We start from the raw sequence: 13956 nt of genomic DNA, 5'->3' as shown, positions 1-13956 counted from the left end.
GCTTTCGCAGCCTTTGTGGTGGTTCGAGGAGTGGTTTCGGGACGCGTTTCACTGTGCCTCCACAGGCTCGGTCGCAGGGATGGAGAGGAAGAGGGGTGAGAGGGGGGTCAGTCGACCGGCTCGACGGTCTCGGCGGACTCGGAGTTGAAGAGGATCTTGACGGCGGTGTCCGTCAACGCGCCCTGGTAGAGACCAAGGTCGTCGATCTCACCGCGCCACCGGTCGGTCATGCTCGGCGCTCCCCCGGCCGGCGTCCACTGTGCGCCGCCCACGACCAGCGGGCCGGTGGAGTCGAACGCTCCGGTGAAGGTGCCCGTGCCGAAGGGGATGTTGGCCTCGAGGACGCCGTTCACGTAGAGGCGGATCTCCCGTCGGGAGGCGTCGTGGACGCCCACCAGGTGGGTCCACCGGGAGAGGTCGTCCTCCTCGTTCATCAACCCGGACATCATCTGTGCTTCCTTGCTGTTGCCGTTCAGGTCGCTGTCCGCTCCGAAGACGCTGAAACACCAGCGGTTCTCCGTCACGCCGTTCACCACCTTCGCGCGCTGCCCGAGGTAGAAGGCGGACTGCTTCGCGCCCATCTGGGAGACGGCGGTCTGCGTGCCGCCGAGCGCCGACGGGCGCACCCAGACCGCGACAGAGAAGGACTGGTCGGTGCGGAGGACCCGGCCGTTCTGCCAGACGGGGTTCTGGGGCTCGCCGAGGTTGTCCTGGGAGAGGCCGTACTCGCGGGTGGCCAGGCCGTAGTAGGGGTCGGTCGTGTCCTCCGTGAAGTGCACCGCGTCGAGCAGCAGCCCGTCGTCACGGTGCCCGGCCCCGACGTTGCTGCCCTGGGTCAGGGCCAGGTGACGGCCGAACTGGCCGGCCTCGGGAGCGCTGCACAGCGTCGGGTCGAGGAACTCCTCGTAGCAGGGCTGGGCGCCGGAGAAGGTCCAGTCGCCGACCTTGACGGCGCTGAGCATGCCGGGCTCGTCGAAGCCGCCCGACTCCGGATCCTCGGCGGACTGGCCGACGAAGTCGTGGTCGACGAGGATCCGGTCGTAGACCTGGACGTCGGCCAGGTTGCCCTTGAAATAGTTGCTCACCGCGCCGGAACTCCAGCCGCGCCCCACGGCGAACTTGCCGTTCGCGCTCCAGGGCGTGGCGGTCCGGGCGACCTCGGCGGTGAGGGCGCCGTTGACGTAGAGCCGCACCTTGCCGGCGGTCTTGTCGTACACGCCCGCGATGTGCGTCCACCGGCCCACGTCCGCAGAGGTCAACGCGGTGCTGCTGAACGCGGCCCGGCTCGCGCTGGACTGGAGGTCGGTGTCCTTCATCAGGAACGACCAGCGCGGCGTCGACGGCGAGCCTTCGAGACGCGTGCCGAGGTGGAACCCGGCGGCGCTCACGCCCTCCTGCGAGGCCACCACCATGTCCGTCGTCGTCGGAAGGGAGTTCAGCCGCACCCAGCCGGCGACGCTGAACGACCTGGTGGTGTCGACGACCTTGGTCGAGGTGGTCAACGACGAGGAGGTGCCGTTGAAGGAGGCCGTCTCGCCCCGGATCAACCTGAGGTCACCGGTCCAGGAGACGCTGCCTCCGGTGAAGGAGTTGTCGCCGGCCAGCGTCGGCTGGCTGTCCGCCATCGGTCCCGGGTCGACGCCCGGGTAGTTCTCCAGCCCCCAGCGGGCGATCGCGGGCGTCGGCCGGGCGGCGGTGAACTCGTGCGAGCCGTAGCCGATGTTGCCGGCGCCGTCGACGGCGGAGACGGAGATCGTGTTCTGGCCGTACTTCGACACCATCAGCGACACGCTGGCCTGCTTGCCCGTGACGGTGGCGCCCGTCGACGGGTCGGTCCAGGTGCCGGTCGTGGCGGCGATCTCCGTGGTCGGCGGGTTGACCCAGCCGTACCGGAACTTCGTCACGGTGGTGTCGGTGGAGCGGACCGCGAAGGTGGCCACGGTGCCCGGCACGGGGGGCGCCGAGGTGAGCGTCGCGGTCACCGGGGGCACCTTCGTGTCGGCCATGAACTTGCACCAGTCGGACCAGACGCTGGTGCGGCTGTAGGGGGCGGGGTCGGTGGCCCTGGCGCGGAACGCGTACGTGACGGCCTCGGACACGGTCACCGCCGCCGTGGTGGAACGACCGCCGGCGGGCACGGACGCTCCGGCGGGTGGCGTCCGGCGCGGCGTCGACGCGTCGATGACCCCGTTGGCGGGCACCTGCACCCACTCGTACGCCGTGGTCAGCGCCTGGGTGCTGTCGGCGTCCGGGAAGATCGCCGAGAAGGTCGGCTTCAGGGTGCCGATGACCAGCGTGGTGTTGGTGGGGCAGGCCACGCCGGCTGCCTGGAGGCTGCTGGGCTTGCCCGGGATGTTGTCGTAGTCGACGATCAGCTTGGCGTTGTTGGGGAAGAACTTCTTCCACCGGTCGGTGGTCGACTCGCCCGAGCCGTCGGTGGCGCTGCACGCGCAGAAACCGAAGGTGATGTTCGTGGCGTTGCTGGTCGCGTGGGTCTGGATGACGCTGGTGACCGCCGAGCCGGTGAAGTTGACCGTCATGTCCGGCTGCGGCGAGTCCGAGCAGCCCGAGCCCTCGTTGGCGTGCGAACTGGCCGACGACCTGAGGCTGTTCAGCTTGGGGGACCATCCGGTGCGCGGCGTCGAGGCGATGCCACCCGAGTGGTACATGTACGTGGGCGTGTTTCCGCAGGACCAGGAGTGGTCCAGCTTCATCTGCACGTACGCCGACTCGATGTGCTTGCCCTTCATGGCGGTGAGGGGGAAGTCGAAGAAGGAGCGGTACAGCCTGCCGCTCTCGGGGTCCTTGCCCACCCGGGCGACGGTCGTGTCGGTGTTGTTGGTGTTGTTGCTCGTCGCGTACGCCCACCGGGACTTGCCGGTCGACCACGCCGGGTCGATGTAGACGGGGAACGTCGCGTTCGCCGGGGCGAGCAGCTTCGCGTCCGGCCGCAGCACCAGGTCACCGCCGGCCACCTCGACACCCACCGGCGCGGTCTTCGCCGCGTCGCCCGGCGCCGCCGCCGACGACCGCGACGGCAGCCCGCCACCGGTCGGGGCGTCGGCCGCCGGCGCGCGGTCCGCTCCGGCCGACCGGGCCGCGGCGGCCGACGAGGTGTCGTTCGAGTCCCACATGACGGCGGCGTCTGCCGAGGCGAGCAGTTCGCCACCCGCCATGGCCGTCAGCCGCCCGTCTGCGCCCCGCACCACCCGGGCGTCCCCACCCAGATCGAACCGCAACTCCCGCAGCCTCGGGTTGGCCGCCGCCTGCGCCGACTTCACCACGAACACATGCGTGAAACCGGTGCGGGTCGCCCGCAACACCAGATCAACCCCCGGCAACACCTCCCCGTACGTCGCCGCATCACCACTGACCGACGGCTTCGGCAACCCACCCGGCCACGACAGCGACAACGACCTCCCCCGCCGCACCAACGTCACCGCCGCACCCACACCACCATCGGAGAACCGCACATCCGCCACCGACGCCACCGGACGCCAACCATCCGACCCACGCCGCAACGACAGATCCACATCCACCCACGACCCGTCCGACCGCTTCACCCGCTGCGGCACCACCGCCGACTCCGACGTGAACCCACCCGACGGATTCGCGAACACCTGCGTCAACTCCGTCCGAGCCGACGCCACCTCCACCCGCCGACCCGACCGCACCGCCGCCACCGCCGCCGACCCCGCATCCGGCGCCACCGAGGGATCGGTCCGCGGCACCGCCGGGGCGGCCTGGGCCGCCGACGGCACCCCCAGGACCGAGGCGACGAGCGTCCCGGCCACGAGCGCGGCGACGGCCACGCGAGTACGGTTCATGGGCTTTGGTGGTTGTTTGCGTGATGCATTCGGGACGCGTGTCACCGTGTGCCTCCAAGGCGTGATCGAAAAACGGCGGAACTTGGTGAGGTGGAAGGGAACCGGTGGTGCTCAGCCCACGGCGTCGGTGGCCGCCGTGGACTCCTCGGTGAAGATCTGCTCCACGGCGACCTGGTCAGCGCACCCTGGTACAGGCCGACGTCGTCGATGTCGCCGCGCCAGCGGTCGACCAGCAGGGTGCTGCCGCCGGGTGGGGTGTACCGGGCGGCGCCCACGTGGAGCGGACCGGTGGCGTCGAAGGTGCCGGTGAACGACCACCGGTGCTCGACCGTCCCGTTGACCGTCTTCTGCCGCTGCCCGAGGCAGAACGGGCGCCTCTCGACCTGCGCGCAGGCAGCAGCCAGCGGCCAGTAGTCATCGCAATCCCCCGTGGAAGATGAGAACCAGTCGGCCGAACTGTAGGGGCGCCCCCGACCCTTGTCTATATCGATCACCGTCCGTGACTTCGGACCGGACTTCGCCGCTCACCGGGCACCGGGAAACCACCCACGGTGAACGCTTTCCGGCAGCACGACAGCGGCCGTCCACTCAGGACAGCGGACGGCCGCCGTCGTGCCGGTGGTGTCGAAGCGGGATCAGGCCCGGGCCGGGCCCGTCGCCGACAACAACGCCGCCTCCCGCTCCGGAGCCAGACCGACCGGAGCACGCTGTGGCCGGCCCGCCCGCGGCGGGACCGTGCCCACCCTCCGCAGCCACACCCAGGTGTCCGCGACCGTCTCCGCCACCGGGCGGCAGGTCAGCCCGGCCGCGTACGCCTTCTCGACGCCGCGCTCCTGCAACCAGCGGTACTCGTGCCCGGCCGGGATCCAGGCCGGCAGGTCGTTCCACGGCACCACCCCGGCGGCCAGGATCGGCTCCGGGTCGGTCCACCGCAGCCGGGCGTCGGCGCCGGTGACGGCGACGCAGGCGTCGAGCAGCTCACCCATGGTCGCGTGCCCGGTGCGGCTCACCACGTTGAACGTCCCGCCCAACCCCTCCGCGCCCCGGTCCAACATCCAGCCCGCCAGGTCCCGCACGTCGACGTACTGCAACGGCAGGTCGACCGGGCCCGGCGCCAGCACCTCCCCGCCCCGGGCGATCCGCTCCAGCCACCAGGGCAGCCGGCCGATGTCCTCCCCCGGCCCGAGGATCAGCCCGGCCCGGGCGAGCAGCGCCCGGTCGCCGAACACCTCCCGCACGGCCCGCTCACCGCCGGCCTTGTTGTGCGCGTAGTCACCGTCGTCGGCGTCCGACTCGGCGTCCACCACGGGGGCCTCCTCGCCCACCCCGTCGACGACCGGCTGCGCGTAGACCGAGCCACTGGAGACGTAGACGTAGCTGCCCACGCGGTCGACCAGCGCGCGGGCGGCGTCCCGCGCCGCCCGGGGCGCACCGTCCCAGGTGTCGACCACCAGGTCCCACTCGCCCTCCGCCAGCGCCGCCAGGCCGCCGGGCGCGGTCCGGTCACCCCGCAACCGGCGTACGCCCTCCGGCGCCGCGCCGTGCAGGCCCCGGTTGAACACCGTCACCGACCAGCCCCGACGCACCCCCTCGGCGACCGTGGCGCCGCCCACGAAACCCGTCCCACCCAACACCAGCAGTCTCATGGGCTCCACTGTGCCGGCTCGGACCGGTCGTCCGGCCACCTGTTCACGGTGAGCGGATCTGCCCACGGCAGAAGATCCGGCGGGCGACGGCGACGCGGGCGGAGGCAGACACGGGTGGCCGGGCGCACCACCCGTCCGTACGCCTGGAGAGCACGAAGGCCCGCCACCGACGACGGTGACGGGCCTCGCGGATCATCTGGTGGGCGATACTGGGTTTGAACCAGTGACCTCTTCCGTGTCAAGGAAGCGCGCTCCCACTGCGCCAATCGCCCGTGGTGGCCACCTGGGCCCGGCAGGCCGGGCCGGCAGGGGCGGGATGCGAGCGGACGACGGGATTCGAACCCGCGACCCTCACCTTGGCAAGGTGATGCGCTACCAGCTGCGCTACGTCCGCGTGCCGCCGGCGTTCCCCGGCGACGGGATGAACTCTACCCGACGGCAAGATCGCCCGGCACGCCGCCCCACCGGCCGCCGCGGGCGATTCCCGCGCAGCCGATGGTTGCGCTGGTCAGCCACCGGGTACTGACCTCCTTCGACAGCACACCACATCCCCTGACCAAGGAGGCTGTCGTGGGTATCGGCACCAGCATCTTCCTGATCGCGCTCGGCGCGATCCTCACCTTCGCGCTCGACGCGAGCCTCGGCGGCATCGACCTCGACGTCGTCGGCTGGATCCTGATGGCGGCCGGCGTGCTCGGCCTGATCATGACCACGCTCATCTGGGGACGCCGCCGCCAGGTGGTCAGCACGACCGAACCGGTGGAGTACCGGCGGGTCGAGGAGCGCCGGGACGTCGCCCCGCCGCTCTGACCGACCGCCCCGCGCGGCCGACGGAGTCGGACGGTCGCCGGACGCACCGCGACGCACGTGCCGGGCACCCCGCGAGGGTGGCCGGCACGTCGACGTCACCGGCCCCACCCGCCGTACGCCGACCGCACGGCGGCCCCACGCCCGACGGCGCGCAGGCCGCAGTCGGGCGGGCGGCGCACCGCCCGACCCCGCCGCCTACGGCGGCCGTACCCGGAGCGCTTCCCGGAGGGGCGGGAGCGCCGGCGTGCCGGGCGTCACCCCTCCGCCGCCTCTCCTGGTGACCCTCGCCACCCGGGTACTACCGTCTGCTGTCGTGCGGACGGAGCAGGACGGGTCGCGAACGCCCGGACGACAGCCGTCGCGAGTCCGCTTCGAGCGCGCCGAGGCCGTCGTCGCGATGACCCGCCTCGCCGCCGGCCCCGATCCCGTCCGGGCCATCCTCGACACGCTCGCCCGTCGATCCACCGCGGCGGCCATGATCGGCGTGGACGGCACCCTGCTGACGGTCCACCCGGGCCCGGACCCGCTCGACCGGACCGTGCTGGGCGCCGCCGCCCGCGCCGTACCTGAGCTGCACCGACGCGGCACACCGGCGGCCGTGCGGGGCGGCGCGGGCGCGCCCACCGTCCACCTGGTCTCCCTCGGCGCCGGGGAGCCCGACGACGGCGCGGGGTGCGACCCCGACCGCGGGACCGAGCCCGCCCCCTGGCTCGCGGTGGTGGACCCGCTCCCCGGCGACCTGCTCGCCGACGCGGCGCGCGTCCTCGGTCTCTGCTGGCGGCTGGAACGCTCGGAGCAGGCCCGGCGGCGGGTCGCCGCCGGCGACGTGCGCAGCCGGGAGGCGGTGCTGCACCTGCTGATGGTCGGCGACGTGGCACCGGCCCGGCGCATCGCCGCGGCACTGCGTCCCCACCTGCCCGACCTGGTCCGGGTGTGCGTCGTCGAGTGCGCGCCCCGGCGACGCGGCGAGGCGGCCGGGCAGGTGACCCGCGCACTGGGCGGGCGGGCCTGGGTGGTGCCCTGCCCGGTCCGCTCCCGGCACCTCATCGCGCTGGTGCCGGCCCCGGACCGCGCCGGGCCGCGAGAGGCCGGCGACGCGGACGCGCTGGGGAGACTCGTCACCGGACGGGTGCCCGGGACGCGGATCGGGGTGAGCGAGCCGGTCCCGCTGCGCCGCACCGCCGCCGGCTACGAGCAGGCGTTCCACGCTCTCGCGGTGGCCCGGAACGGACCGGACGGGCACTGCCGCTTCGACCGGGCGACGGAGCTGCGCGCCCTGCTCGGCGCCGCCGGGCAGGACTGGGCGCGGACGCTGCTGGCGCCGTGCCTGTCGTACCGGCCGGCCCGACGGATCGATCCCGACGGGCAGGAACTGCTCGCCACCCTCAACTCCTGGCTCGCCTTCGACGGCGCGGCCCACCGGCACCTGCGGATCCACCGCAACACCCTGGCGGCCCGGCTGGCGCTGCTACGCGACCGCCTCGGGCTCGACCTGTCCCGGATCTCCGACCAGTCGGTCGCGTGGTTGGCCCTGCACCTGCTCGGTTCCGCCGCGACCCCGGAAGGCGTGCCGGAGGCACCGCCCGTCGTCGGTGGCGGCGCGGACGACGCGTTCGGGCAGGGGGCGGCGGCCGGCAGCCGGTGGGTCGGCCTCGACCGGCTGCTGACGACCCCCGCCCTGCGCCTCTGGGCGCGCGGCCAGCTCGCCCCCCTGGAGGCCGGCGGTACGCCCGTCGCCCTGATCACCGTACGCGCGTGGCTGCGCGCCGAGGCACGACTGCCCGACACCGCCACCGCGCTCGGCGTCTCGGTGTCCGCCGTACGCAAACGACTAGGCCGTGCCGAGCAGGCGCTGGGGCGTTCCCTGCTGCGCGGGCCGAGCGCCCGACACGAGCTCTGGCTCGCCCTGCGGGCCCTCGACGCGACCGCCGGCGCGGGCCTGGTCGACGACCCGGCCGGGCCGCCGCCCGCCTGACCGCCTGGTCGACGCCCCGGCCGGGTGGCCGCCCGCCTGACCGCCGGTGGCTTCCCACCCGGGCGCCCCGGAGCAGCGGCGCCGGTCGCGGTCGCTGTGCAGCCCGACACCGCCGGCGCCGCCGCTGTGCGGATCGGTCCTCGCGCCCGGCCGGCGGTGCTCCCTACCGTGTGCGGGGAGACGGCGGCGAGGACGCCACCATTCGAGCCCGACCGGCGATCCGGTGAGCTGACGACCGACGTCCGGACGCGCCGCAACGGGGGACGCGTCCGGCCGGCTCCGGGGGGGGGTGCGGCCGCCCCGTCCGCGACGACACCGCGGGCGGGCGGCCGTGGTCGCCCGTCGCTCCGGGTGCACCGGGGCGATCCGGGCGCGGCCCGCGAACGGCGGCGGTCCGAACGGCAGCGTCCTGCGCGGCGGAGGCTCGGCACAGCGGCGTTCGGAAACGGCGAAGGCCCGTCACCGGATGGTGACGGGCCTTCGTTCTGGTGGGCGATACTGGGTTTGAACCAGTGACCTCTTCCGTGTCAAGGAAGCGCGCTCCCACTGCGCCAATCGCCCTCGTCTGTTGCCGAGGTGGGGACGGGATTTGAACCCGCGTACACGGCTTTGCAGGCCGTTGCCTCGCCTCTCGGCCACCCCACCGAGGTTGCCCCCGTCATGCGTGGCGGCATCTCCGAGCGGACGACGGGATTCGAACCCGCGACCCTCACCTTGGCAAGGTGATGCGCTACCAGCTGCGCTACGTCCGCGTGTCCCCGGCGTTAACCGGTGACGGGTGAGAACTTTAGCCGAGCCGACGAGCGGTTGCCAAATCGGGGTGCTTCTCGGCGCGTCCGACGGTGGCGGGCCACCCCACCCCTGAGCTTCCTAGGAGACTGAACAACCACTTTCCCCCGGTCCGAGGCGGAAATAGCGGGTCAGTCGTGGCGTGGTCGAAGTGTCCGGCTTCCGACTCTCTGGAGGGCGGACGGGCCGTGATCCGTGACGCCCCGTGTTCAATCTGATGCGCTACGGTAACGGCGTGACGAGACGTGCGGCCGAGATCCGCCTGGATGCCCTGCTGCGCACGGCCTGTGACGTGATCGTGGAGCGGGGTCTGGCCAACACCCGCACGGCCGACGTGGCGCAGGCGGCCGGGGTGAGCCAGGCGCTGGTCTTCTACCACTTCGCCACCAAGGACCGGCTGCTCGCGCAGGCGTTCGCGTACGCGGTGGAGCAGGACCTGGCCCGGCTGGACGCGGTGATGCGGTCCAGCGCCCCGCCGCTGACCAAGCTGCGCCGGATCGTGAAGCTCTACACGCCGGCCGGCCGGGCGACGTCGTGGGCCATGTGGATCGACGGCTGGGCGGAGTCGCTGCGCACCCCGGAACTGGAGAAGGTCTCCCGTCGGCTCGACCTGCGCTGGCGGGAGGACCTCGCGGCGGTGATCTCGGAGGGTGTTCGCGACGGCACCTTCGAGTGCGCCGATCCGGCCGGCGCCGCGTGGCGGATCAGCGCCGTGATGGACGGCCTGGCGGTGCAGCTCGCGGTGCACGACCGGGTGATCTCCCGCCGCCAGCTCGCCGAGTGGGTCCGCCTGGTCACCGCCCGCGAGCTCGGGCTGGACCCGGACCAGCTCGACTGACTGTCGACCGCCCGAGGCCGACGAGCGGACCAGCTCGACCGAGGCCCGTCACCTGAGCGCGATGGAACGGACGGGCTCGGTCGATGCGCTCATCCCCGCCCGAAGCCGGCAAAACGGCTCGGCCCCCGAGGCCACCCGGAACAATCGTCGGCATGGACCCGCTGGAGACGTACCGCCGCAGCCTGGCCGAGTTCACCGACCGGGTGGAGCTGGTCGGCCCCGGGCAGTGGTCGGACCCGACCCCCTGCCCGGACTGGGACGTCCGGGCGCTGGTCAACCACGTCGTCGGCGAGGACCGGTGGAGCGTGCCGCTGCTCGCCGGCCGGACGATCGAGGAGGTCGGCGACCACTACGACGGCGATGTGCTCGGCCCGGATCCGGTCGAGGCGGCCCGGGACGCGGCGGCGCAGGCGGAGCTGGCCTTCACCCACCCCGGGGCGCTGGAGCGCACCGTCGCGCTCTCCGCCGGCGAGACCCCGGCGGACGAGTACCTGCACCAGCTCGTCGCGGAACACCTGATCCACGGCTGGGACCTGGCCGTGGCGATCGGCGCGGACCCCCGGCTGGACGCCGACGCGGTCGCCGAGTGCGCCCGCTGGTTCGGCCGACGGATCGGCGACTACCAGCGGGACAGGCTGATCCGGGCGGAGGCCGACGTGCCGGCGGAGGCCGACCAGCAGGACCGCCTCGTCGCCGCTTTCGGCCGCGACCCCGACTGGGCGCCGTAGCCCCCGCGTCGCGCCCACCGTCACCCGGGCGGCACCAGCGCGGCGACCACCTCTCCTGGCGGCGGGCCGGGGTGCGTCGCCGACGAGCCCGTGGCGCTCCAGCAATCGACCATTGCCGGTCTCCGCGATCCGTGGAGCCGCGATCCGTGAAGCCGCGATCCGTGAAGCCGCGATCCGTGGAGCCGTCATCGCGGCCGGGGCCGCCTTGAGTAGGCGTGGCCCTTGTCCCCGCCGACCAGGGCTGATATCCACAGATGCGCATGCTTAACCGCACTGCGCGGCCGGCGGAGGGCCGGCCACCCCCGCTCCCACGAGGAGGTCCCGTGGCACAACCGGAGTGGACACCCTGGATGAGCCGGCGTCGACGCCGGCTCGTTCCCGTCCTGGCGGCGACCGCGGTGGTGGCCGCGTTGCTCCCCGCCGGCCCCACCGCCGCCGTCCCCACCGGCGGCGCCGCCACCGAACGACGCTCCGGCCCGTTCGCCGAGGGGCACGAGCACGCCGACGTCGACAACCGCCCCGGCACCGCCGCCCCCGACGCCCGGCAGCGGGGCCTGGCCCGCAAGGCCGACCCGGACGTCCGCTGGAACCGGCTCGGCACCCCGCACGCGCTCGGCCCCGCCCACGCCCCGCTCGCCACCGGCCTCCCCAGCGACCCGGAGGCGGCCGCCCGCGCGTACCTGACCGGCAACCAGGACCTCTTCGGCCTGGACGCCGCCGCGGTCGAGGCGATGGACCGGCTGCTGGTCCGGCCGATCGGCGACGGCGCGGTGGTCACCCTCCGGCAGCGCTTCGGCGCCCTGCCGGCCGGGCACGACGGCCTGGTCACCGTCGCGGTCGCCGCCGGCACGGTCCTCGCGGTCAGCTCCTCGCTCTCCCGGGACACCGCCGCGCCGGCGCCCGCCACCCTCACCGACGAGCAGGCGTACGCCGCGGCGCTCGCCGACGCCGGCCTGGCCGCCGACGCGGTCCGCAGCCACAGCGTGCGGGCCGTCGCCGTGCCCACCCCGCTCGACGGGCCCCGGGCCGCGTACGAGGTGACCCTGATCGGCGCCGACGACGACCACCCGGAGGCGTTCACCACCTACGTCGACGGGATCACCGGGCAGGTGCTGGTCCGCGAGGACCTCGTCGACTTCGACTCCGACAACCCGAGCTGGGCCGTCTTCCCGGCCACCCCGCCGCGCGACCTCGGCCCCGGGCAGGACCCCCGGGTGCGCTGGTGCGGCGACCCCGCACCGGAGTGCCGGGAGGCGTTCCGCGACCCGGCCACCGGGCAGCCGTGGGACGTCGACGCGGCCACCGGCACGCCGACCGGCGCCGCGCGCGGCAACTCCGCCAACACCGTACGTTCCTGGGGCGGCGGCACGCCGGCCGTGCCGGTCACGCCCAGCCCGGAGCGGCGCTACGAGTACCCGTTCACCGACCAGTGGCACCAGGCCCGCTGCAACCCCGCGGTGTTCACCTCGGCGCAGCGCAACGACGGCGACGCCGCGATCGCCAACCTCTTCGCCATGCACAACCGGATGCACGACTGGGCCTGGCACCTCGGCTTCACCGAGGCCACCTGGAACCTCCAGGCGGTGAACCTGACCCCGCAGGGCCGGGGCGGCGACGCCGAGCAGGGCCGCGCGCAGCAGGGCGCGCTCAGCGGCAACCGGAACAACGCCAACCAGGGCACGCCGCGCGACGGGCTGCCGCCGACCACCAACATGTACCTGTGGCAGCCGCAGGCCGGCGGGCCGTACCCGCCCTGCGTCGACGGCGACTACGACATGACGGTGATCGGGCACGAGTACACCCACGCCATCACCAACCGGATGATCGCCGGCCCGGACAGCGGCATCGGCGGGCACCAGGGCGGTTCGATGGGCGAGTCGTGGAGCGACCTGCTGGCCGCCGAGTACCTCTTCGAGCACGGGCTGCGCGCCCCCGGCGAGACGCCCTACGTCACCGGCGGGTACGTCACCGGCAACCTGGTCAGCGGCATCCGCAACCACGACTTCAGCCGCAGCCCGCTGAACTACTCCGACGTCGGCTACAACACCGGCGGGCCGGCGGTGCACGCCGACGGCGAGATCTGGAGCGCCACCAACTTCCGGGTCCGTGCCGCGCTGATGAAGCGGTACGGCGTCGGCACCCCGCAACGCCAGCTCGACTGCGCGCAGGGCAGGGTGGCGGTGGACCTGTGCCCGGGCAACCGGCGCTGGGCGCAACTCGTCTTCGACTCGTTCCTGCTCCAGGCCGCCAGCCAGGTCAGCATGCTCGACATGCGGGACAACATGCTCACCGCCGACCTGCTCCGTTTCGGCGGCGCCAACCAGGACCTGCTCTGGGCCGAGTTCGCCCGCTCCGGGATGGGCCGGGACGCCGCCAGCAACGGCGCCTCCGACACCGACCCGACGCCGAGCTTCGCCGCCCCCGACGCCGACAACGCCGTGCTCACCCTCCGCCCGAAGGGCGACAGCGCCGACGCGCCGATCCGGGTGTACGTCGGGGCGTACGAGGCGCGGGCGGTCCCGGTGGCCGACACCGACCCGGCGACGGCGCTGCCGGACCGGATCGAGCTGGTGCCCGGCACGTACCAACTGCTCGCCGTCGCGCCCGGCTTCGGCCACCAGCGGCTCACCGTGGTCGCCAAGGCCGGCAAGGAGGGGTACGTCGACCTGCGGATGAGCCGCAACCTGGCGTCCACCGCCTCCGGCGCGACGATCACCGGCGACGGGGTCAACCTGGACCGGATCGCCGACGACACCGAGGCGACCAACTGGGCCTCCCTCGACGGGGTGGCCGGCAAGCAGGTCACCGTGGCGCTGCCCGGCGACGCGCCGCAGGTCGTGAAGCGGATCAACGTCAGCGCGATGCTGCGCCCGTCGATCACCGGCGACGCCGACCCGGGCAGCCAGAACTCGCTCAGCGCGCTGCGGTCGTTCGCGGTGTCGGCGTGCAACGCGAAGACCACCGACTGCGCGGATCCGGCGAACTGGCAGCGGATCCACACCAGCGCGGCGGACGCGTTCCCGGGCGGGGCCTACCGGGCGTACGTGCGGGACATCAACCTGCGCGAGTTCCCGGTGCCGACCACGCTGGCCACGCACCTGCGGCTGGAGGTCCTGGCCAGCCAGTGCACCGGCGGGCCGGACTACGCGGGCGAGCAGGACGACGACCCGGCGACCACCACCGACTGCGCGACCGCCAGCCCGGCGCGTACGCAGGTGCGGATCGCGGAGTTCCAGGCGTTCTCGAAGTGACCAGCAGCTTGTAGGCGTCGCGGGCGCCCTTGGACCCGTCGATCGCCTTGATGCCGAACTCCTTGATCGCGTCTGCGGCGATGTCGGCGTTC

General features: G+C 73.5%; 7 protein-coding genes and 5 tRNA genes. 5 read left to right on the top strand and 7 right to left on the bottom strand.

The annotated features are described in order from the left end of the window. Window positions 1-107: 107 nt before the first annotated feature. The 4 genes from ABZ793_RS31615 to ABZ793_RS31600 form a co-directional block, all read right to left on the bottom strand. Entirely contained in the window at window positions 108-3827 is a 3720-nt protein-coding gene (locus ABZ793_RS31615) for a LamG domain-containing protein (RefSeq protein WP_357464018.1), read from the bottom strand. A gap of 635 nt (window positions 3828-4462) precedes the next feature. After that, window positions 4463-5473 (bottom strand): NAD-dependent epimerase/dehydratase family protein, encoded by a 1011-nt coding sequence (locus tag ABZ793_RS31610; RefSeq protein ID WP_357464015.1) that lies wholly within the window; start codon window positions 5471-5473, stop codon window positions 4463-4465. Window positions 5474-5670: 197 nt separating this feature from the next. After that, window positions 5671-5745: transfer RNA gene (locus ABZ793_RS31605), tRNA-Val, on the bottom strand. Window positions 5746-5794: 49 nt separating this feature from the next. After that, window positions 5795-5867: transfer RNA gene (locus ABZ793_RS31600), tRNA-Gly, on the bottom strand. 176 nt (window positions 5868-6043) lie between these two features. Between ABZ793_RS31600 and ABZ793_RS31595 the strand changes: the two genes are divergently transcribed. Together ABZ793_RS31595 and ABZ793_RS31590 are read left to right on the top strand one after the other, a co-directional pair. Continuing rightward, window positions 6044-6283 (top strand): DUF6458 family protein, encoded by a 240-nt coding sequence (locus ABZ793_RS31595; RefSeq protein ID WP_357464012.1) that lies wholly within the window; start codon window positions 6044-6046, stop codon window positions 6281-6283. Between the two features lie 313 nt (window positions 6284-6596). Then, window positions 6597-8258 (top strand): helix-turn-helix domain-containing protein, encoded by a 1662-nt coding sequence (locus ABZ793_RS31590; RefSeq protein WP_357464009.1) that lies wholly within the window; start codon window positions 6597-6599, stop codon window positions 8256-8258. Between the two features lie 486 nt (window positions 8259-8744). Here the strand turns inward: ABZ793_RS31590 and ABZ793_RS31585 are convergent. The 3 genes from ABZ793_RS31585 to ABZ793_RS31575 all read right to left on the bottom strand — a co-directional run bounded on the left by ABZ793_RS31585 (window position 8745) and on the right by ABZ793_RS31575 (window position 9010). Further along, window positions 8745-8819: transfer RNA gene (locus tag ABZ793_RS31585), tRNA-Val, on the bottom strand. Window positions 8820-8832: 13 nt separating this feature from the next. Next, window positions 8833-8903 (bottom strand) — tRNA-Cys (locus tag ABZ793_RS31580). 34 nt (window positions 8904-8937) lie between these two features. Then, window positions 8938-9010 (bottom strand) — tRNA-Gly (locus ABZ793_RS31575). Between the two features lie 272 nt (window positions 9011-9282). Between ABZ793_RS31575 and ABZ793_RS31570 the strand changes: the two genes are divergently transcribed. The 3 genes from ABZ793_RS31570 to ABZ793_RS31560 all read left to right on the top strand — a co-directional run bounded on the left by ABZ793_RS31570 (window position 9283) and on the right by ABZ793_RS31560 (window position 13864). After that, a complete protein-coding gene (locus ABZ793_RS31570; protein WP_350711691.1) occupies window positions 9283-9885 on the top strand; it encodes a TetR/AcrR family transcriptional regulator in 603 nt (200 codons plus the stop codon). A 152-nt stretch (window positions 9886-10037) separates the two neighbouring features. Beyond that, entirely contained in the window at window positions 10038-10613 is a 576-nt protein-coding gene (locus ABZ793_RS31565) for a TIGR03086 family metal-binding protein (RefSeq protein ID WP_357464006.1), read from the top strand. 323 nt (window positions 10614-10936) lie between these two features. Continuing rightward, the gene (locus tag ABZ793_RS31560; protein ID WP_357464003.1) at window positions 10937-13864 is read left to right on the top strand and encodes a M36 family metallopeptidase; all 2928 of its coding nucleotides are present in this window, start codon (window positions 10937-10939) and stop codon (window positions 13862-13864) included. The last annotated feature ends 92 nt before the right edge of the window (window positions 13865-13956 follow it).

The organism is Micromonospora sp. NPDC047465 (genome assembly GCF_040643125.1).
Lineage (GTDB): Bacteria > Actinomycetota > Actinomycetes > Mycobacteriales > Micromonosporaceae > Micromonospora.
Note: the sequence above shows the minus strand (reverse complement) of the source record. Positions and strands in the feature narration are given on the sequence as shown.

Excerpts from the sequence above, each read along its gene's own strand:
- ABZ793_RS31615 (WP_357464018.1), bottom strand. The coding sequence starts at position 3,827 with ATGAACCGTACTCGCGTGGCCGTCGCCGCGCTCGTGGCCGGGACGCTC.
- ABZ793_RS31610 (WP_357464015.1), bottom strand. The coding sequence starts at position 5,473 with ATGAGACTGCTGGTGTTGGGTGGGACGGGTTTCGTGGGCGGCGCCACG.
- ABZ793_RS31565 (WP_357464006.1), top strand. The coding sequence starts at position 10,038 with ATGGACCCGCTGGAGACGTACCGCCGCAGCCTGGCCGAGTTCACCGAC.